This is a genomic window from Aurantibacter crassamenti (assembly GCF_016811105.1).
In the GTDB taxonomy this organism is placed as follows: Bacteria; Bacteroidota; Bacteroidia; order Flavobacteriales; family Flavobacteriaceae; genus Aurantibacter_A; species Aurantibacter_A crassamenti.
This window is the reverse complement of sequence record NZ_JAFBGM010000001.1, coordinates 817589-840585: the sequence shown is the minus strand read 5'-3', so window position 1 is coordinate 840585 and position 22997 is coordinate 817589. Positions and strand designations below refer to the sequence as shown.

The window sequence follows — 22997 nt, the reverse complement described above, 5'->3', positions numbered from 1 at the left end:
AGTAGAAATTCGAATTGAGATTACAGAATTTGCTGATTTAGTTGTTAAACTTTTCAACTAGTGAACTTAATCGTTTTCCGTAGAAAATAAGCGCTTTAATTTCTTGAACGCTAAGAAGACGTTCTTTCTTTGTTATTAATAACGTATTGCCATTTGACTCTACATGATAATAGGGGTTGCTTTCAAAGAAAAGCACTAACTCATCAGTAAATAATTCATGAACTTGATTTTTGTTTTCACAACTAAGGTAAAAACGTTTATTAAAATCAGGGTGATTATCAATAGCAACACTTTTAAAGCCAGCTAAACCATACATGAAATCTAGAAGTCCGTCTTCTTTATCTAAAGTAAAGACGGGTATTTTATTGCTAAGTTCAATGTGCATTACTGTGGTCTTTACAACCTCCCTAGCTATAAATGCACCTTCTGTAAATTCGACATCAAAAACTTTGTATTTTGATTCTTTATCTCGAAGTTTATTATATAAAAATGGTATTTGTCTGGTATTAAAGAACACATAATCTTGTAAAAACTTGGTTTTGTTGTTTTTGTTTGCAGCATAAACCCATTGTAATTCTTTGGCGCTTGCTTTTAACTGTTCTTGTCTTTTTGTAAAAAACCGTTCTATCGGATTCAATTTAGAAAGCGGTATGATTATTCTACTAGCAAAGGGATGCTTTGTTTCTGCCCCATGCTTGTCAAGACCTATTATTTCTAGGCTTCCACCTTTTTTAGCAAAAGTGTCAGCGTAATTTTCAAGACCTTCCATAACAGTGTGATCTACAAAATTGCAAAGAGAAAAATCTATTACTACATGTTCGTTTTCAGGTACTGCATCTAACTTATTCTTGAGTTTATAAAAATTGAGAAAGCTGCTAAAATATTTTAGATTAATGTAATAATTACCCTCGTCAGGTTCTTTAAACATTAAAATGTTTGGCTTGCTCAAATGACTGAGAAACAACGAAAAACTTTTGTTTAGCAATACATGAATGAAGAATGTAACAACGATACCAACGCCTATACCAGTAATCAGGTTAGTGAATAATGTTGTAATCAAGGTGGCTAAGAAAATTACAATTTGCTCACGACCTATTTTTGCAATTTTCCCAAATGTTTTTGGGGTAGCTAGTTTATAGCCTGTATATACGAGTATTGCAGCCAAAGCGGCTAAAGGAATTTTTCGTAATTGCTCTTGAAAAAGAAGAACAAAGACGCCCAAGAAAAGCGCATGAAAAAAGTTGGCTGATCTATTAGTCGCCCCATTATTAACATTGACAGAACTTCTTGCAATTACGGCAACCACGTTTAGTCCGCCCAGCATACCACTAATTACTGTTGCCAAACCTAGCGCCTTTAGATCTTTATTTACATTTGAACGCCTGGTAAGTGGGTCAAGTTTATCAACTGCTTTAATACTTAATAGCGATTCTATACTTGCAATTAGCGTAATTGCAAAAACTGCAATAATAAAATCCGCATTTAAAATCTTTGAAAAATCTGGAAATGCTAAATTAGAAAGTACATTTTCTGGGATACTAACTAAAAATTGGGCTTCCATTGGATACGGAACATTAATCCATGAAAACAAGTAACTCATACCAACTGCAAGAATTAGAATCCACATGGGTGCTGGTATAAGCTGAAAATATGCATTTCTAATTTTAGAGTAGAAAATCATAATCAGTAACGCAATAACACCTATACCCGCAGCAATTAATTCTTCAAGATGATAATCTTGATACAAATTTAAAATACCATTTGGTATTTGAGCTAACAATGAGATGATACTACCATGTTCATTATTATGCCCAATCATAATATGAAATTGTTTCGAAAGAATACCCAAGCCGATTGCAGCCAGCATTCCTTCTATGGCCGAAGCCGGAAAAAAATCTGCTAATCGCCCCATTTTTAAGAACCCTAGCAGTAGCATAAGTATGCCTGAAAAAACAATTGCAGCAAGTGTAAACAAGTATCCTTGATACATGTCGCCTCCACCTAATGTCGTAATTGTACCTAATAACACTATAACCAAGCCATTTCCAGGACCAGCAATCGTAACGTTTGAACCTCCTAAAATTGAAACGACAATGCCACCAACAACAGCAGCAATTATACCCGAAATTGGTGGGGCTTCACTCGCCAATGCTAATCCTAAACCTAGAGGCATGGCAATTAATGAAACCACAAAACCAGAAAAAATATTCTTAGGTAAAGAGCTTATAAAATTTTTAGTATTGTTGGTTTTTGCTGTCAAGCGCGATTTCTAATGATTAATAGGTCGGTTGGTAAATCAGATAAAATATGTTCAATATCATGTGGAAAAATTCGATCATAAATGCTGGTTTTCTCTGGCGCATTCATGACTAAAAGATCCGCCCGTACCACTTCGGCATAATGCCCAATAGAATAACCACGTTTTCCAAAAATACTTTGCGTTTTAATATTGATGTTTTGCGTAAGTTGTTCTGGCAGATTAGAAATAATGGTTCGTACGCGATAATCTTCTCGGTGTCGTAATCTTGCCTTTACTATGTTTGCTTTTTTTAACGATCGGTCATCTTCTACGGTTACGTGAATTTCCTTCTGAAGAATTTCTTCAACAATAGTTACCTTTTGTGCACCCAAATAATTAGCTACGTAAAAAGCATCTGTTATTGCCAATGCGGTTTCAGGAGCATCTAAACCATTTACGACAATATGCTTGCATGGCACACGTTCAAGAGCGGGTTTTATTAAAAGCATGATTGAACAGCAAACTTTTCGTGTCAGTTTTCTAGCAATTGAGCCCACGTAAAAACGAAAAACGTTTTCATGTTGCTGTGCACCTAATATTAAGAGGTCAATTTTGAAATTTTCACATGCTTCAAGAATTGTTTCTACAGGTTTACCTTCTTTCCAAACAATTTCTACAATTGCTTGGTCTATGTTCAACTCTTTTAATAGCGCGTAAATTTTGGCTTGTTTATCATCTGTTTTCGCACCTACATGTAGCAATATGAGTTTTGCATTGAAAAAGGATGCTAGTCGATATGTTTCAGCAATATTCGCTTTTATATTGGGCGAAAACGCAAATCCGAAAAGTAAAGATTTGAAAGGTTGTATGTTTTCAATCATTCTGGTGCCAAGATAAGATAATATTAACTAAAGAAATTCTTGGTTTAACTAATTGCGAATTGTAAAATAAAGAGGTATTTTTCAAAAAAATAAGGCGATGGTAGAATTAGCAGGAATAGTCATTTTAGGTATCATTGCGCAATGGGTAGCTTGGCGATTGAAATTACCCGCTATTTTACCTTTAATTTTAATTGGACTTTTTGTTGGCCCTATTTCAACGTTGTATACTGAAGGAGGTGAGAAACTTATAGAGCCTATATGGAATGGTGAAAAAGGACTTTTTCCTGGAGATAGCCTTTATTATTTTGTCTCATTAGCAATTAGTATTATTTTATTTGAAGGAGGCCTTACGCTTAAACGTGCAGAAATAAGAAATGTGGGGCCTGTGATAACCAAACTCATTACGCTGGGTAGCCTTGTTACTTTTATTTGCGCCGGATTAGCAGCGCATTTCATCTTCGGTATCAGCTGGCATGTTTCATTTTTATTTTCTGCTTTGATTATTGTAACTGGACCAACAGTAATCACACCCATTTTGAGAAATATTCCGCTGAAAAATGATATTTCAGCAGTATTAAAATGGGAGGGTATTTTAATTGACCCAATCGGTGCATTAGCAGCAGTATTGGTTTTTGAATTTATTAGTGTAGGTGAGGGTCAAGCGTATACTTTAACCGCTATTATTGAATTTGGAAAAATTCTTTTATTCGGATTTACATTCGGATTCACTTTTGCTCATGGCCTAGCTTTTGCCATTAAGAAAAATTTTATACCCCATTATCTTTTAAATGTGGTGTCGCTTTCAGTTGTGTTATTGGTTTTTGTTCAGTCAGACCTTTTTGCTCATGAATCAGGACTTTTAGCTGTAGTGGTTATGGGGATGGTGCTCGGAAACATGGATTTACCCAATTTAAAAGAGCTCTTGTATTTCAAAGAATCTTTAAGTGTTTTATTAATCTCAATACTTTTTATTTTACTTGCTGCCAATATTAATATTTCTGACCTTGAATTGATTTATAATTGGAGAACAGTAGGTTTGTTTTGTGTTATTGTTTTTTTAATTCGGCCACTTGGGGTCTTTTTAAGTGCGGCTGGCTCAAATCTCAAATTCAATGAAAAACTATTTATTGGTTGGGTGGGACCTAGAGGTATTGTTGCTGCTGGTATTGCCTCGCTTTTTGGCTCAAAGTTAATTGCAAAAGGAGAACCCGGTGCTGAATATATTACACCGTTGGTTTTTATGATTGTGTTGGGCACGGTTTTGTTAAACGCAACAACAGCACGGTTTTTTGCTAAAATGGTTGGGGTATTCTTGAAGAACTCAGAAGGTATTGTAATTATTGGTGCCTCTAAAGTTTCTAGGTTGATAGGTGAATATTTGAATAAAAATGACCGTCATGTAGTGTTAATTGATAATAATGAAAGCAACATTTCAAAGGCTAATAAATTAGGCTTAGAGGCATTTTCTGCTAATATTTATTCTGATTCTTTAGCTGACAATATTGAGTTGAATGATGTGGGTTACCTTATGGCACTAACAGGAAATTCAGATATAAATAAATATGCTGTCAAAAAATTTGGCAAGCGCTTTGGCGAGAATGGTTCATTTAGGTTGGTTGATGCTGATGAAATGTTAGACCCTGAAAGTAACCCTAAAGAAGGGCTCTTTTCTCATACTGATGATTTTATTAAAATCACAGAGGTCGCTCGAAATTTTCCAGTAATTCATGAAATTGATATTCATGATCAGGAGCATTATGAAGGACTAATTGAGTTAACAAAAGCTGATGAGAACATAGTACCAATGTTCTTAAAAACTAATGAGGGCGTGTTAAAAATAATATCATCATATAGCACAGATTTTAATGATATTACAGAAGGATACCAATTAGTTTATTTAGGTAAAATGTTCGAAGTTGACACTACCATTGATTCGGACGACGATTAAGAGTTGATTAATTTGATATAATTAGTACCCATGGTTTTTTATCTGGAGCAGGGAACGTTGTTGATCTTACCTTTTCTTTTGGTGTAATTTCTCCAGTTTTAGGGTTTGCCCAATGAAAAGTTGAACCCGCCGGAATTCCTGAAATACTTATGTTACCCCCCTCATTTAAATACGATAGATATAATTGATTTTCTTTAACCAATAATGGTTTACCATTTGCCAGCTCCCATCGTTTTTCTATATCAGTTAAATCATATCCATTTAATATTTTACCAACAAGACCAACATAATTAGCACCTTTCATTTGCATAGCATCTTTCCAAGATGTTGCTTGATCTGTCCATGGTTGCCAGCCTTGTTCTGTTGCTGTAATTTTCCATTGCCATAATGTTGCTGCACCATAAACTATACCCATTGTACCACCGTGCATCAATTGCATCCATGCTTCTTCACCTTGCCACCAGCCAAGACCATCTTTTCCATCGCCCATACCTTCATAGGTTGGCTCACCATTAGCTACAGCTTTTGTGGGCAGATTGTTATACATCTGTTCAACTTTATGATAAAGGTGTTCACTACTATGACCGGTTTGTGCCCATTGAAAGTCAAGCCATTTCTTTTCTTGATATGATTTGTTGTTGTGAAAGCAATGTTCACGATCACCATTCGCCCAATCTGCGAGGTAGTCATCACATGGATTGTAATGAATGCCTGTAGGTTGCGCATAACAATCCCATTTTTCTAACATTTCTCCACTTTCAAGTACACCGGGGTCTTTACCATTATGGTCAGCTCCTAGTAACCAAATTGCTGGATTGGTACCGTATCTTGCTAATAAGTATTTACAGTAGCGAACATATTCATTTGGGTCAACTGATTTGCCTAAAGCTTGTAATCCTTTCCATCCGAAGCCATGAAAAACAGGTTGAAAAACGGGAACAATTTCATGATTAATTAGGGTTTCAACAATTCCATCATAATATTTAAAATAGTCGATATTAATATCATTTAAATGTCCATTAGACAAGTCATTGAAAGCTCTTTTAAACCCCATTTCAGTGTTTCGTTCGTTTGGACCTTCAGCATTCATATCTGGCTGTACTGTCATCATTAGAGCAGTATTGTAACCTTTTTCTTGACGATCTTTGGCATAAATTTCAACTTGAACGTTGGTGGCTCTAAAAGGCATAGCCCATGGGGTATCACCAACCATTAAAAATGGTGTTCCGTTAGAATGAGTAACACTTCTGTGGCCTTTAGACATTTTCAGAGGTCCATTCTTTGTCAGATTATTTGTGCCGGAATAGTGTGTTGATTTAAAAGAACCTGTTTGATTATTCAGACCGCGATCATTCGTATTTGAAGCAAAAGATTTCCATGTCCATTTTGAATTATTGTCATTGGGGGCAAAACGGACTTTCCAAATATTGGTTCCATCCCAAAATGCAGGTCTTATGAATTCTTCATTTTTTGAATTGTAAAAAATAGCCCAAACATCAATATCTGTATATGGGTTTTTATAATCATCTTTTGCCGTAAGGGTTAGCTCAATGGTTGTCCATTGTGGAATATTATTTTTAGAGGATTGAGCAGATATAAATAGTAAAGGTAGTATGGTAAAAAGAAGAAATTGTTTGTACTTCATTGTCAGTTTAGTTTGGCAATGAAGTTAGTAAATTAGAGAAAAAGAAACTAGATTAGAAAACCATTGTTTTCCATACACTAATGGAAATATCTTCAGAATTTATCTGATAATTTGAACCTGCAACAAGTCTATAAAAATGGATTGCTGATTCTCGCATAATCTTGTCAGCTAACATTGATTCATCAATTTCACCACCTTCTTGTCTCCAAGTAAATATGGAATTCTGTTCAATTTGAATAACCCGATGTTTTGCAACGAATTGAGCGATGTAGGTAGTCATTTGGGGAAACTTTTTATTATAAACTTGGCTTGTCAAGAAAAATTGCCCTCAAAAGAAACAAAGTAAGAAAATAGTTACAAATTTTTAATAAAGAATGATTTTTAATCATTTAGCTTTAAAACGGCCATAAATGCTTCTTGCGGTACTTCAACATTACCTACCTGGCGCATTCGTTTTTTACCTTTTTTCTGCTTTTCTAATAACTTACGTTTTCTAGAAATATCACCACCATAACATTTCGCAGTTACATCTTTACGTAGTGCTTTTGTGGTTTCTCTTGAAATTATTTTAGCACCAATTGCTGCTTGAATAGGAATATCAAACTGTTGTCGTGGTATAAGTTCCTTTAGCTTTGCACATATCTTTTTACCAATATTCACTGCATTATCAGCATGAAGTAAAGCAGAAAGTGCATCTACTGGTTGCGCATTTAGTAAAATATCAACACGTACTAGTTTAGAAGGACGCATTCCTATTGGTGTATAATCGAAAGAAGCGTATCCTTTTGAGACAGTCTTTAAGCGGTCATAGAAATCAAAAACAATTTCTGCCAAAGGCATATCAAAATTTAACTCAACACGCTCGGTTGTCAAATAAGTTTGATTGGTAATCACCCCCCTTTTTTCAATACATAAAGACATTACATTACCTACAAAGTCAGCTTTGGTAATAATTGTAGCTTTTATATACGGTTCTTCTACATGATCAATGCTTGAAGGGTCAGGTAGATCAGATGGGTTGTTTACAACAATTGGAATATCAGGGTTTTTACGTGTAAAGGCATGGTAACTAACATTGGGTACAGTGGTAATTACTGTCATGTTAAACTCACGCTCTAAACGCTCTTGAATAATCTCCATATGTAACATTCCAAGAAAGCCACAACGAAATCCGAAACCAAGTGCAGCACTGCTCTCAGGTGCGAAAACTAGAGACGCGTCATTCAATTGCAATTTCTCCATTGAAGAACGCAATTCTTCAAATTCATCAGTATCTACAGGGTAAATACCTGCAAAAACCATCGGTTTTACGTCTTCAAATCCTTCAATCGGATTTACTGTTGGTTTTGCAGCATCAGTAATGGTATCACCAACTTTTACTTCTCGTGCATCTTTAATACCAGTAATTAAATAACCAACATCGCCTGCTTTTATACTTTGCTTCGGATGCTGAACTAATTTTAACGTACCTACTTCATCAGCAAAATAATCTTTATCAGTTGCTACGAATTTTATCTTTTGACCTTTTTTAATTTCGCCATTAATAACTCTAAAATAGGTTTCTACACCTCTAAAAGGATTGTAAACAGAATCAAAAACAAGTGCTTGCAATGATTCATCTAAATTGCCTGTAGGTGCAGGTATGCGTTCAATTATTGCCGTAAGAATTTCTTTTATACCAATTCCTGTTTTAGCACTTGCAGGAATAACTTCTTCAGCCTTACAACCTAAAAGGTCAACTATGTCATCAGTCACTTCTTCAGGGCTGGCACTTGGTAAGTCTACTTTATTTAAAACAGGAATAATTTCAAGATCATTCTCTAATGCTAAATATAGATTTGAAATAGTCTGTGCTTGAATACTTTGCGCTGCATCTACAACTAATAATGCACCTTCACAAGCAGCTATAGACCTTGAAACTTCATATGAGAAATCAACGTGACCAGGGGTGTCGATAAGATTTAAAATATACTCTTGACCTTCGTGTGTATATTCCATTTGAATGGCATGACTCTTAATCGTGATACCGCGTTCACGCTCTAAATCCATACTATCTAAAAGTTGTTCTTTTTTTTCACGGTCAGTTACTGAACCCGTAAAATCTAACAAGCGATCTGCCAAGGTACTTTTACCATGATCAATATGTGCAATTATACAGAAGTTTCGAATATTCTTCATTGATGCTAAACTTGTTTAATTAAGCTATAAAGGACTCTAGTTAACTGGCAAAGATACATTATTTTAAGACGGACTAATAGTTTAAACTTTTACTGAATTACTAGACTGTATTGTTCAATTTTTAACGAATATCTTCTTACTATAATTTGCAATTGGCTTTTTATGATAAATGATTCCACTTGAATACAGTCGATAACAGAAACGTTGCCAGAATATAACGGTGATTGCTTTTAAAATTCCTTAAATTTGCAGCCCTGAAAAATTGAAGAATAAATGCCAAAAATAGGAGACATACAGCTTCCAGAATTTCCATTGCTACTTGCGCCTATGGAAGACGTTAGCGATCCACCTTTTCGAGCATTATGCAAAGAACAGGGTGCAGATGTAGTTTATACTGAATTTATTTCTTCAGAAGGATTGATTCGTGATGCGGCTAAAAGCGTTATGAAATTAGATATCTATGAAAAAGAACGGCCTGTAGGTATTCAGATTTTTGGAGCAAATTTAGATTCGATGTTACAATCGGTTGAAATTGTTGAGAAATCGAATCCTGATATTATTGATATTAATTTTGGATGTCCGGTAAAAAAAGTGGTTAGCAAAGGTGCTGGAGCAGGAATTTTAAAAGATATTGATTTAATGGTTTCGTTAACCAAAGCTATGGTTGAACGAACAAATCTTCCGATTACTGTAAAAACAAGATTGGGTTGGGATGATGATTCCATCATGATTGTTGAGGTTGCTGAACGTTTGCAAGATGTGGGCTGTAAGGCCATTGCAATACATGGGCGTACTCGTGCTCAAATGTATAAAGGCAATGCTGATTGGAAACCTATTGCTGAAGTAAAGAATAATCAGCGTATGCATATTCCTGTTTTCGGAAATGGTGATATTGATTCGCCTGAAGCTGCAAAAAGAATGCGTGACGATTACGGACTAGATGGTGCCATGATTGGGCGTGCAAGTATCGGTTATCCTTGGTTTTTCAAGGAAGTAAAACACTTTTTTGAAACAGGCGAAAAATTAGCGCCACCAACTATGATAGAACGTGTTGATGCAGCACGCAGACATTTACAAATGGCCATAGATTGGAAAGGGGAGAAGCTGGGTGTTTTTGAAACACGCAGACATTATACCAATTACTTTAAAGGTATTCCTGATTTTAAACCCTATCGAATGAAGATGGTAACTAGCGATGAATCACCTGATGTTTTCGCAGCTTTTGATGAGGTTTTAGATAAGTTTGGTGATTACCAGTTTTAAATCAAGGCGCGATTAATTTCTTGTTTATTCTACTACTTGCAAGTTTTGCAGCAATAAAACCTAGCACAAAAATGGTAGCTAAGACTATTGCTATATTGATTAATTTTAGTTCTACAGGGTAATCGATATATCCGATTTTTACCCAACCAAATAATAATTGAGAACCAATTAATAGAGTGCCAATTAAAACACCTATTATTCCACCGGCACCTGTAACCAGCATCCCTTGAATAAAGTAAATACGGCGCAACTCTTTTAATGTAGCGCCAAAATTATACATGGTTTTTAAATTGCTCAACTTATCTAAAATCATCATAATTATAGCCCCTACAACATTAAAAAGGGCAATGATTAATACTAAAGTGAAGATTAAATAAGTAGCTAAATTTTCAGTGTTCAGCATGCGATGTAAAGAACTGTTTAATTCTTGACGATCTTTTAGAATTATTGCATCGCCGAATATTTTTTTTAGTTCTGCTTTTGCAGTGGTAACATCAGTTGTAGGGCTCAATTTAAAATTGATTCCAGAAACTTGAGTACTGTCTTTTTCTAATAAACGCTGTACCGTTGTAATATCAGTAAAAATGTATTTTTTATCTAAATTTTCCTCCACAGAATAAATGCCACCAATAACCATTGGTAGCTCATTGTATGGACTGGTTTGTTGTGAGAAGGACCCCTTGCCTGGTTTGGGCACTAATATTACTAGTGGGTTTCTAAATTGGTTTTGAGTTAAATTGAGCAATCGCATTATACCAACACCAGCTACGCCTCTTTTTTCATCAATAGTCCATTTGCCAGAAATCATAGTACTATCTACACCGGTTGTACGTACATATGAATCATCAACCCCTTTAATAATAGCTATATCACCAGTTTCTTTATGGGTGAGATAGACTTTTTCTTCAATTTCACGCGAGTAGGAAGCAATGCCATTAAGATTATTTAGTGCTTTTTCAGCATCTTGTGGTATTGAGAAAAATTTTCCGGTTGCGGGTAGCGCTTTTAAATCAGGGTCAAATGAATTACTAAAAGAAAGGCTGAATGTTTTTAATCCTGAAAAGCCAGAAAGAACAATAAACAAAGCTGCCGAACCAATTACGGTAACTAAAAAAGTAATAAAATTGATAATATTAACAGCATTTTGGCTGCTCTTAGACCGCACATAACGCTGAGCGATGTAATAGGTGAAATTCAAATTTTCTTTCTTTTGTCTAGCAAATCACGATTCTCAATTGGGTTTTCATCTCCCTTTAAAGACTTTTCAATGTTTTCAATATAATCGAGAGAATCATCAATATAAAACTGAAGTTGAGGTACTCTTCTTAATTGATGTTTTGTGCGTTGTGATAGCTCATGCTTAATTAAAGGTTGATTACTTTTTATACCCTCTAAAAGTTCTTGAGCAGCTTTAACCGGAAAAATGCTCAAATACACCTTGGCAATAGACAAATCTGTAGTAACTGATACTTTTGTTACTGAGATTATTATACCTTTTAGTCCACCATCTATAGCTGCACGTTGAAGAATATCTACGATATCCTTTTGAATGACTCCTGCTATCTTCTTCTGTCTTTGCGTTTCCATGGCACAAAAATACGATATATTCGAGAACCGAGAACTATTGTTACAGCGATCAAAATCGTAATTTTGAGGGAGTTGCATTTTTGAATTATAGGGGTAAAATTAGAATTATGAATAAAATTGAACATTTAGGTATCGCCGTACAAAATTTGGAAGCTTCTAATTTACTTTTTGAAAAATTATTGGGCTCTGCCCATTATAAAATTGAAGAAGTAGCTTCTGAGGGTGTTCGTACTTCGTTTTTTAAAACAGGACCTAATAAAATAGAATTACTAGAAGCTACTTCAGAAGATAGTGCAATTGCTAAATTTATTGCAAAAAAAGGAGAAGGTGTGCACCATGTAGCCTTTGCTGTGACTGATATTGTGGCCGAAATGGCGCGATTAAAAAAAGAAGGATTTACCTTGATAAATGAAGCTCCTAAATTAGGAGCAGACAATAAATTAGTTGCATTTGTTCATCCTAAATCAGCAAATGGCATATTGATTGAGCTCTGCCAAGAAGCTTCTTCTGAGTCATCAATTTAGGGCAACATGATTTTTTATGCATAAAATGAGTAAATGAAAGAGCAATATTTTGCGTAGTTGGTGGTAATGTGTAAATTTGCCATCGCTTTTAACGGTATCGTTAATTAGTGACATGTTGAAAATAATATAACCGGTCCTATAGCTCAGCTGGTTAGAGCACCTGACTCATAATCAGGTGGTCCCTGGTTCGAGTCCAGGTGGGACCACTCTTTAAAACCGTAATATGTTAATTTTTAGCATATTACGGTTTTTTTATTTACAAAAAGGGGCAACATTAGGGGCGACATATTAATAATTTGGTATAGTTATGCTATCTAAAATTTAAGTAAATAGAAATACTATCAATATACGTACTAAAGATGTAAATGGCATTGCTAATGTCTTTACCAAAGAAGAATACTATAATCTCTTAATACTAATTTAAAAAGACTTTGTAAAGCTAAACCGAAGGAGAAATGGGAAATTATGAGGGAAAAAGAGGTGTTGACAGTTGATTATGCAATTTATTTATAGTAATTAATGTTTTTTCAAAAATGAAACTTACTTGGATATTAAATACTTCGTATGATTTTTGATTAATTTAACGGCTATAATTTTTTTAAATTTATGGCCAACAGTAAACACGCACATCTGCGATATAATATTTTAGATGAGTATTTTAGGAAAAGAGCTTATTCATTCGAAGATTTATTAATAGCTCTCAATACTGCTCTTGAAATTCATTATCCAGATGAGAGAATCTCTGTCAGAACACTTAGGGAAGACTTAAAGGTATTTCGAGATAACATTAATGGCTTTGCCGCCCCACTTCCAGAAAAAGCTAGAATATTAAAATATTCAGATTCATCTTTTACGATTGCAGATAGACCCTTACTTGATTATGAACAATATTTAATAGATGCAGCTCAACAATTGCTAGAACGATTTGAGAACCACCCAAAATATGACAGATTAGCTGAAGCGTTATTAAAGTTCCAAGAAGAAGAGCAAAAGCAAAAAAATGAAAATATCAATATTTTGTTTTATGATCATAACGATGAGTACAAGGGGATAAAATTTTTGAAACCAATCTATCATGCCATTAATAATAAAATGGTCTTAACCATAACATATAAAGGGTTTAAGGATAAAGAAGTAACTACATACGAATTTCATCCACATGTTTTAAAACAATATAACAATAGATGGTTTGTATTCGGGTTCAATGATGCTAAAAATATTAAAAATTGGAGTATTCCATTAGATGAGCGTTTAATTGATTTCAAAAAAAACAAACAAGTAATTTATGTAAAATCAAATACTGATTGGCATAGGTTTTTTAATTCCATGGTAGGTATTGTAAAGCCCTTGAACTCTACAAAAGAAAGGGTTGTTTTACGTTTTTATAACGGTCGAGAAGAATATTTTAAAACTAAGCCTTTTCATCCAGGGTATGATTTGTTTTTTGAAATAGATAAAAAGAATCAGGTTTGGTTTGATACAATAATTAATAGGGAGCTTGTTCAACAAATATTATCCTACGGTCAAGATGTTCAAGTTTTAGAGCCAAAAATTTTACGCATTGAAGTAGCAAAGCAAATTAAATCCATGAATAATCTCTACGAACATTAATTGTGCAGTTATACCGCATAGTTATTTCGGTATTTTACGTCAGATTTATAAAACCAAACAGGTCGTTTTACAGTAAACCGTAATCAAATTATATTTAAATAAGATAAATTAACGAACTATCATAATACCAGAATGATCTATGTCTTTTTTTCAAACCTTAACGATATCAAAAAAAAGTGATCAAGATAAAAAACAAGCTTTATGGAAATATGAAATGAGTGATGAAGATTTAGATAGGCTTATTTCTACTCTAAAATATGGGCAAAATTATAATTTAGACCCTAAAGACGTTTGTTTATACTATGCTGTATGGTGGAAACGAAAGTATAATGGTGGTATACCGAGTAAGCAAGAAATATTTGAATCGATAGGGGGTAATCTTAAATATAACCTGACAAAAGAAGAGTTTTTTAAACTTGCTAAAATTGGTGCACGACAGCTAGGGGTAAAATGGATTAAAAAACAAAATACACTTTATTTTAAAACATTATTGTTGCAAGGTGGGTTGCCATTAAAGCATATTGCTGAAAATAAAGGAGTTTATAAGGTTTTTTTGGAGGCAGTTTTAGAAGAACAACCGGAATCTATAGAAGATTTTATATTTAAAAACCATATCATAGATTTATTACCTAAATCTAGTCAGAACGATACTATTTATGAAAATTGTTTTGAAATAGTCAGATCTATTCTAAATGATGACGGGGCATATGATTCGTTATTTGAAAGTGAGGAATCGTTGAAAGAAATTTCAACTGCTTTAAAAATTAAACGGAATTCATTAGTTAAGAAAAAAAGACAATCTAAACCTAAGAATTATTGGTTGTTAAATTTTAAAAATGATACGCCAAAAATTACGCTAAGATTAGGTTTTGCAGATACTTATACAAAAGAAGCCTTAAGTGATATTTTAAGATTTGAACCCACCGAAAGAAATTATCAATTCTTTATGGATGATAATCTAGTGTGTGTTTTTCGTAAAATGGCTAATGGTAAATATAAAACGGATTGGTATGGCAGTCAAAATGAAGAGAGAGATATCTTAGAAGGTATCCCTCATACTTATGTGGTTGGTGATGATTTAAAAACTGAGTTACCTGAATTTATTCAAACTATTCCCAATTTAGATGAACCAAGTTTATGGTCAAGATTTAATGATAACGAATGGCGATTAGTAAAGGGGTATACTGTATCGAATAATGATGCTGCTTTACTTTACCCAAATAATTGGCATTGTTTTTTACCAGCAACTAATATTTCTATTTATGATAAGACTCTTTCTTGGGTTTCATTTGAAGGTGAAATTGAAATTCAGAGTGAGAATGAACAAAACACCTATATAAGTGGTGTTGATTCATTTGATTGGGTTATTGAAAGTAAACGTCCAAGTTGGATGTTAAAATCAATTTTAGCCGTTACCCAGGGTGTTCCTAAAATTCTTTTATATGATGATTCTGGTTATGATATAAACAATACTCGTTTTACAACTTTTATTAAAAGGCATAAAGGTAAAGAAGAATGGGAAAGTCTTAGTAGAATAAAAAACATTTCAAAAGGCTGTTATGATTTAAAAATAGAGAAAGATGGGGTAATTGCTCATGACACTTTTTTCAATATTGGAAATTTAAAAGTTAGATTCTTAGAGCAAACTATTGATTCTGCTATCGTTGATTTCAGTAATAATGATTTTTATGAATTGAAATTAAGTGAAACAGATTTGGTCCAGATGGAACAAACTGAAAATCGATATTCATTAAAAGTAAACAAAGAAAAGTTAAAAGTACCTTCCATTATAAAAGGTTCTTTTGGGCTTTCTAATAAAAAGAAATTGTTTTTCGATATGCGTTCTCCATTTCAAGGAATGGCAATTACTGATTGTGAAGGCGGAATTATTGATGAGAACCAGCCTTTGTCTCTTGCGAACCTTTATGGACTAAGAATATTAAGTACTCCAAAACGAGAAACCTTATTAAAGCTAAAGAATAGCTTAAAATCAGATGTTAAGATTACAAAGGAAATCAAGGAATCAACACAGCCATTAATAGCTTATAAAGATGAAATTGTTAGGCTTTTGTATTTAGCTGATGTCATGAATCATGAAAATACAGTAACCCTAGAATTGTCGGAGGGAAGTTATAGAAGGAGTTATAAAATTTCGGGCTTTAGTCATATGCTAGATGTTGGTAATCAATTAGAGTCCTGTGTAGATGTTTTTAACTCAAGTGATAAATTAGAATTATATGCCGTAGCTTTAAATTGTAATTCCGAAAATATAACACCAATTGCTTTAATTAAGTCAGAAAACGGTTATGAAATTCCAGAAACTATTGAATCTAATGAATTGATAGTTTTTTCTTCTAAAATAGATGGTAAGCAGTTGATGCCAAGATTTGTTAAGACCACTGAATTTTACTCGGGTATTGATAAGGCAGAAAGAATTGAAAATTATCATACCAATCTTTCTTCAACGGGTTTCAGCGATGAAATTTGGAAACAAGTATTGTCTTATTTTAAAATCTGTATAGATTTTGATATCCCATTCTCAACTTTTGACCAATTAAGAGCAATTTCCAGGAGTTCGAATGTGGCGTCAAGAGCTTTTCTCTATTTGGGTATTAATCACCATGATCCGAATGAATATATCCAAAATGTTATCCCAGAGATGGAGAAAGATTTAGGTTTTTGTTTTCATTGGATTTCGAAAATAGATTGGGGTAATGCTATTGAAGAAGTTAATGAGCTTACTGGTAATAACTACTACAATCATATTCTAGAACTTCTTTCATCCTATTTAAGTTTAAATGGTCAGACGAAACTTTTCAAATTTATTAGTGGAGCCAAAATCGAGACTAACAGTATTACTCAACGAGATATATTAGATCTTCGTCAGCAATTAGGTGAAAGAGTATTAAAAGAACTTCCATATTATAGTCCTAAGATTAGTGATAATTATAGTGTTCATATCGAACAGCATAAAGCAGTAAAAGTATTATTGAGATCACCAATTGCAGTTGCAGAATCAATTAACAATATTGAAAATAAGAACCCTATATGGGGTGGTGGTGAATTTAGAGATGTAATTAGAAGAAATATCCAATATAGCCAATATTTGAAACCAGATTTTTACAATAGTATCATTTTACATGTCCTTAACGGAAACTAAACCTATGAATTTCAAAGACTTTTATTCTAAAACAGAAAATAGATTAACCGATGCAATTCTTTCGCTTTGGGCTACAGGAGATAAAGAAATTCAGGACTATTTTAGATTTTTACTTTCTCAAGAGCCTATCATGGCAGACGCGGTTTTTCAAAATACTTTTCCGTGGGAACAAGGTAAAATTGAGTTTGGAGAATCTGCAGGAATATTTAATCAAGAGTTTATAAATGCTTTAGATGCTATTAAAGACAAAGATTTTAGATTCCCAAAGGACAGAAAACCATACAAACACCAATTAGAAAGTTGGAAAATGCTTTTGGATAAAAAGAATTCGATTGCAGTTACTACTGGAACAGGTTCTGGTAAGACAGAATGTTTTATGCTACCTGTTATACATGATATTCATGAGAACTGTAAAAATCAAGATGGAGTAAATGCTATTTTCTTGTATCCCTTAAATGCGTTGATAGATAGTCAAAGAAAACGTATGCATGCTTGGTGCTCTGCTCTAGATGGAGTTAAGTATGCGCTGCTAACAGGTGATACACCAAATAAAGAAAGTGGGAAGGATAAAAAACAAAAAGCGTTACCAGAATTAATTTCTAGAGAACAAATTAGAGCAACACCGCCTCAAATTTTATTCACAAATCCAACAATGTTAGAGTATATGTTGGTTCGTAATGCTGATGTTCCAATTATAGAAAAATCTAAAGGAGCTTTAAGGTGGATTTTATTAGACGAAGCCCATACTTTAACCGGTTCTAAAGCCGCTGAAATTGCCCTACTAATAAGACGTGTTGTATCTGCATTTGAAGTGAATATAGAGGATGTAAGATTTGCAATTACCTCAGCTACCGTAGGAAGTGGAAATACAGATTCTCTTAAAAAATTCATGTCAGATTTATGCGGAATTTCTAAAGATCAAATTGAGGTTATTACAGGTGAGCGTGTAAACAATCAAATTTTGGATCAAGATATACCTAATTTGTCTCCTATATTATCTAAAAACAACATAAAACTTCTGAGACAAAAATTTTTAAACAGCAAAGCGATTTTACAAAGTGAAATAGGTAAAGATTTTAATGTTTCCAATAAGCTAGAACAGCTTGCAATAATTGATACTCTTTCAGAGCAAAAGGTAAATAATGAAAATTTACTTCCAGTTAGAGGGCATTTTTTTACGAGAGGAATAGGTGGTGTCTATGTGTGTACGAACAAAAAATGTGATAAACATAAAGGAGAAAAACCTAATAAAGCTATGGGTACCATGTATACTATCGCAGGTAAAAAATGTTCTTGTGGTCACCCTTTATTAGAACTTATTGCATGTAGAAGTTGTGGTAATATGATGATGGAAGGAGAAAGAGTTAAAGGAGCAACTCCAAAATTAGATAGAATAAGACAAAAAGCATCTTTAGGTTATGAAGCATTTAGTGTAGAAAATGAGACCGATAATGAAGACGAAGAAAAAAGAAGTGATGAAAGAAGAGATAATGGCTTAATTAGACTTATTAATAGAGGTCAAACCAATCAAGATATTGATTTAACCCCTTGTGGTGTTAACAATGATGATACTATTGATTATGGTAGTGAAGATTTTTTTATGACAGATGATACTCATTGTCCTCATTGTGGAAATCAAAATGAGTATCCAATTCATTTTAGAATTTCATCTGCATTTACCAATAGAATTCTTTCAGATATAGTATTAGATCAAACTGAAGTTGCAGAAAAGCAAACGACAAAAACTCTTTATAAAGGAAGAAAATATATTTCATTTACAGACAGTAGACAAGGGACGGCAAAGATTTCAGCCTTAATTAATATTGATAGTGAAAGCGATTGGATTCGTTATCAAGTATATCATTACCTCTTAAAAAAAGCCCATGCTAATAAGATTGATTCAAGTAGAAGTGAATTACTTTTAGAAAGAGCTAAATTGGTAATAGATCTTGAAAATACACTTCCATTTAGAAAGATAAGATTACAAGAAGATATTGATGCAATTGATGCCGCGTTAACACAAAGCGGTAATTCATCAAATTTATTAGCAAGTAGATCTTCATGGAGAGAAATTGTTGATTTCATTAAAGAGAAAGAGGATTTTAAAACCTTATTTAAAAAAGGTGCAAGAGGGAATAATTTAGCAATTGAGAACGAGGCATATGCTAAATCCTTATTATACGACCAATTCGCAAGAAGAATACCAAGAGAGCGTTCATTGGAAAATCTTGGTTTAATAAATATAGTTTATCCAAGTCTTGATAATCTTCAAGCACCTGATATAGCTGTAAAAATGGGGATTGATAATACGGAGTGGGTAAATCTTTTAAAGATTGCCACAGATTATATAATTAGATATAATTTCAATTTTTTCTTAGATGATTCGATGCGAGTATTTACCTCCAAATTCTACCGCTCTGAATCTATTTATCCTTCAAATAATGAAATTGTAAATGCTAAAAAATGGCGATTATATAATTCACAATCAATTGCCCAATCTCGTTTGGTTTTATTGATTTGTGCGGGACTGGAATGGCATGATCGTACCGAAATTAATGAAGAAAGAGAAGACTTATTGAATGAACTTCTAGAAAAAATATGGAGAACATTACAGCAAAAGGTTTTAAAGGAAGACGGGGCTGGGTTTAAGCTTGATTTTTTTGAGAGCACCAATTTTGAGATAGCAGGTAAAGAGTTTTTATGTCCGGTAACGAATAGATTAATTGATAAAGTATTCAGAGGGTATTCTCCTTTAATCAAAGGAAATTTAGAATCAAATAATATTGATAATTATAAAATAGATGAGTCTAAGAATTATGAGTTTCCAGTATTTTCTAAACCGTTTCATAAGAATGGAGAAAATGTAACTATATCAAATGATGAGGTTTCATCATGGTTGAAAGAAAATAGTATTGGTGCAAGAGAAAAAGGACTTTGGAATGATTTACACGAACGAATTTTTGATTATTCTAAATTATATTTGGCAGGTGAGCACTCAGCTCAGCAAGACAAGAGAAGACTTAAAGAATTAGAAGAGCAATTTGAGAATGGAGAGATAAATGTTCTTAGTTGTTCTACTACCATGGAGATGGGTGTAGATATTGGCGGTATCTCAGCTGTTGTAATGAGTAATGTTCCGCCTATGCCAGCAAATTATCTACAAAGAACTGGTAGAGCCGGGCGTCGTTCCGAGAATAAATCTCTGGCTTTGACATTTTGTGCTCCAAACCCTATTGGTCTGCGTACTATGAATAATCCAAAGTGGGCGCTAGAGCATAAAATAGCTTCACCAATTCTTGCTTTCGATAGTAAAAACATAGTTGAAAGGCACGTGAATTCATTGTTGTTTGGCTTCTTTGTTAGGTCTCAGCAAAATACCAATAGAGGTTTAAACGTAAAAGAGAATATTGAGAAGTTTTATTATGAAGATACACCAAGCATAGCTGAAAGTTTTCTCAATTGGTTAGATGGAGATGAGGTTTTACAGTATCAAAAGGAGCTTAGTTATATTGTTAAAGACACGCAATTATCAGAAGCAAGTTCAGAAGAATTAATTTCAACTGTTAAGGATAATTTTAACCGAACTATAATTAAAATTAGAAGTCAAAAAGAAGGCTTCGAAAAGAAACTTTCAGAATTAAAAAAGGAATTTGGAGATTCTAGTCCTGCTTATAAAGCGATAGGGTATAGAAAAGGTCAATTTTTACAGAAATTCGTACTTAATTATCTAGCAGAAGAGAACTTTTTGCCAAATGCAGGTTTGCCAACAGGGATAGTTGATTTTGAAAAAATCACCTTATCCGATTTACAAAAGAGTAAAAGCAAATTTAAATCCAATCCAAGCTATACCATTTCTAGAGCTCTTACAGAGTTTGCTCCAGGTAATAATATTCTTATTGATGGGCTTAATTATAAGTCTTCAGGAATTGTGATGAAAAACAATTGGGGGCAAGCTACTGAAAGAAATGTTATACAAGGTTGCCGAAGCTGTGGATACCAACGCACAGTTGATTTAGGAGAGAAAGTAGGGGATAACTGTCCTGAATGTAACGCGGTAAATTCTTTTAATGGTTTAGATTTAGGGGAAGACAGAAAGTCGTTTACAGAGTTAGTTGAACCGGCAGGATTTTCCATTGATTTATTCAGTACTCCAACCAGAGTTATTTCTGAAAAAAGTAAGCCTCAATATTTAGAACCTCTATTGTTGAATATTAAGCCTTGGGCTAAAGATCAGAATCAATTCATTGATTTCAGAACTAGTTCAAGTGAAACTGAAACCCAAGTACTATTTTATAATACAGGAGAAGGCGAGGGGTATAGCTTATGTCTAGATTGTGGAAGGGTCGAGATGTCTACGGAACGTTTAGAAAATCATAAACGTTTGAGAGGAGGAAAAGATAACAATGGAGAAAGCTTATGCTCTGCCCAAAATATACGAGAGCATATAATTTTAGGAAGTAGATTTAATACTGATTTTACTGAAATACGCCTAAAAAATAAAAATCAATCATTCGTTAATGATAAAATGCTAGCATATTCATTAGGGGTTATTTTTAGTAAGTCTCTTGCTGAGTATTTGGCTGTAGAAGAATCTGAATTAGGTTTTGGTATTAAACAATACAAAGGTTATCAAACAATATTTATATATGATACTGCAAAAGGTGGTGCCGGCTACGCATCGCAATTCAGGTTATATGCAGAAAAAATATTGAATCTTGCATTGAAAGTTTTAGATAATTGTGATTGTCAAAATGCATGTACTAAATGCATGATAGATAGAAGTACACAATGGCATATTGAAGATTTAGACCGTCATTTGGCTATTGATTGGTTGCGTGCTGCACTAGAAAATCAACTTCCTAAAGATTTAAATACACCTAATAATGATGTTAGTTTGGTCTTTGGTTCTATGCATGATGAAGTTAAAAGACTTAATTATCACTATGGTATTAAATCAATTAATATTCATGTTAACAATACAATTTCCGAATGGGACATTGAAAGTTTAAAATGGTTAGAGGAATTAAAGAGAGAAAGAATAGTTGTCAATTTAATAGTTGAAGGTGAAATTTCATACTCAAACAATCAAGAGAAAATTTCAGTACACTTATTATCTTATAATTTTAATCTAAAGCAAGGAATAGGTAATAAGCTTAAAAACTACGCGATTCATGCATCTGTAATTTTGCAAAATAACAAGTGTGTTGGCTATATTTCTAATGAAGGCTATGATAGCTTAAGTCCAGAATGGTCTGTAGATTTTAAAGAAAAGATTTATAAAGTTGAAAATTTTATATCGTTGAATCATGCTGTTTATGTGGTGCCAAACTTTTCAACCAGTAATTTATACGAATCTAGAATTAAAGGAAATCTACCTAGAAACAGCCAAAGTAACGATGTAGCATTGTTAATGTCTGAAAATCTTTTAAACTTAAAAGAGCTACTTTCTAAGGTTAGCGACAAGACTTACCAGGTTTCCTATTTTGATAAGTATAATCAGTCCGAGTTTTCGTTACGTCTAATTTTACAGTTCATAAATCAAATCAGAGAAATCTGGTCAATAGAGGTTTCTCAGTTCAATGTGCATTTATCTAAAACAGATTTTAAAAGCTTCAATTATCCAGAGTATATAATTCACAATTATAAGGAACTCGATGATTATGTATATGATCTTAAGGAGCTTTCTGTAAATTTTGATTTTGCTATCGATTTTAAAGAAGAGCGACGATTACCTCACTATCGTTATTTTGAGTTTAAATCAGAAGAAACATCATTTAGTATTAGAATAGATGCTGGTATCGCTCACGGTTTAAAACCAATAGATAGGTTGACATCAAATGATATGAAAATGAACAATCAGGTGTTTGAGATTAGAAAAGATGTTAGTCATGATATTATTTATAACATTAGTATAGATTAATACAGCCGGCTATATACTGCATACATACTTTCTAAATTTGG

General features: G+C 33.4%; 13 protein-coding genes and 1 tRNA gene. 7 read left to right on the top strand and 7 right to left on the bottom strand.

Translation table 11 applies throughout. The features are described from left to right. Positions 1-37: 37 nt before the first annotated feature. Positions 38-2260, bottom strand: a complete 2223-nt coding sequence (locus tag JQC67_RS03465) for a SulP family inorganic anion transporter (RefSeq protein WP_203251472.1) — start codon at positions 2258-2260, stop codon at positions 38-40. Continuing rightward, complete coding sequence (locus JQC67_RS03460) at positions 2257-3120, bottom strand: universal stress protein (protein WP_203251471.1); 864 nt, start codon at positions 3118-3120, stop codon at positions 2257-2259. The genes JQC67_RS03465 and JQC67_RS03460 overlap by 4 nt, the downstream gene beginning before the upstream one ends. Before the next feature lie 97 nt (positions 3121-3217). Here JQC67_RS03460 and JQC67_RS03455 point away from each other — a divergent pair, with 97 nt between their 5' ends. Next, positions 3218-5068: a cation:proton antiporter domain-containing protein gene (locus tag JQC67_RS03455; RefSeq protein WP_203251470.1), complete on the top strand. Its 1851-nt coding sequence runs from the start codon at positions 3218-3220 to the stop codon at positions 5066-5068. Positions 5069-5075: 7 nt separating this feature from the next. On the opposite strand, the gene JQC67_RS03450 is transcribed toward JQC67_RS03455, so the two are convergent. The 3 genes from JQC67_RS03450 to lepA all read right to left on the bottom strand — a co-directional run bounded on the left by JQC67_RS03450 (position 5076) and on the right by lepA (position 8891). Next, the gene (locus tag JQC67_RS03450) at positions 5076-6713 is read right to left on the bottom strand and encodes an apiosidase-like domain-containing protein (RefSeq protein WP_203251469.1); all 1638 of its coding nucleotides are present in this window, start codon (positions 6711-6713) and stop codon (positions 5076-5078) included. A gap of 52 nt (positions 6714-6765) precedes the next feature. Next, a complete protein-coding gene (locus JQC67_RS03445; protein ID WP_203251468.1) occupies positions 6766-6993 on the bottom strand; it encodes a GTP-binding protein LepA in 228 nt (75 codons plus the stop codon). Between the two features lie 101 nt (positions 6994-7094). Further along, positions 7095-8891, bottom strand: a complete 1797-nt coding sequence (gene lepA, locus JQC67_RS03440; RefSeq protein WP_203251467.1) for a translation elongation factor 4 — start codon at positions 8889-8891, stop codon at positions 7095-7097. Between the two features lie 273 nt (positions 8892-9164). On the opposite strand from lepA, the gene dusB reads away from it, so the two are divergent. Further along, a complete protein-coding gene (gene dusB, locus JQC67_RS03435) occupies positions 9165-10154 on the top strand; it encodes a tRNA dihydrouridine synthase DusB (protein ID WP_203251466.1) in 990 nt (329 codons plus the stop codon). Between the two features lies 1 nt (position 10155). Here dusB and JQC67_RS03430 read toward each other — a convergent pair whose 3' ends face one another. Next, positions 10156-11352 (bottom strand): ABC transporter permease, encoded by a 1197-nt coding sequence (locus JQC67_RS03430; RefSeq protein WP_203251465.1) that lies wholly within the window; start codon positions 11350-11352, stop codon positions 10156-10158. Further along, positions 11349-11741: a 30S ribosome-binding factor RbfA gene (rbfA, locus tag JQC67_RS03425; protein ID WP_203251464.1), complete on the bottom strand. Its 393-nt coding sequence runs from the start codon at positions 11739-11741 to the stop codon at positions 11349-11351. The genes JQC67_RS03430 and rbfA overlap by 4 nt, the downstream gene beginning before the upstream one ends. Before the next feature lie 107 nt (positions 11742-11848). Here rbfA and mce point away from each other — a divergent pair, with 107 nt between their 5' ends. The 5 genes from mce to JQC67_RS03400 all read left to right on the top strand — a co-directional run bounded on the left by mce (position 11849) and on the right by JQC67_RS03400 (position 22956). After that, a complete protein-coding gene (mce, locus tag JQC67_RS03420) occupies positions 11849-12265 on the top strand; it encodes a methylmalonyl-CoA epimerase (protein ID WP_203251463.1) in 417 nt (138 codons plus the stop codon). A 132-nt stretch (positions 12266-12397) separates the two neighbouring features. After that, positions 12398-12471, top strand: a tRNA-Ile gene (locus JQC67_RS03415). A gap of 400 nt (positions 12472-12871) precedes the next feature. Beyond that, positions 12872-13876: a helix-turn-helix transcriptional regulator gene (locus JQC67_RS03410; RefSeq protein WP_203251462.1), complete on the top strand. Its 1005-nt coding sequence runs from the start codon at positions 12872-12874 to the stop codon at positions 13874-13876. A 139-nt stretch (positions 13877-14015) separates the two neighbouring features. Then, positions 14016-17036 carry a hypothetical protein gene (locus JQC67_RS03405; RefSeq protein ID WP_203251461.1) on the top strand — a complete coding sequence of 1007 codons (3021 nt, stop codon included), beginning with the start codon at positions 14016-14018 and terminating at the stop codon, positions 17034-17036. A 4-nt stretch (positions 17037-17040) separates the two neighbouring features. Next, on the top strand, positions 17041-22956 hold the full coding sequence (locus tag JQC67_RS03400) for a DEAD/DEAH box helicase (protein WP_203251460.1): 5916 nt from the start codon (positions 17041-17043) through the stop codon (positions 22954-22956). The last annotated feature ends 41 nt before the right edge of the window (positions 22957-22997 follow it).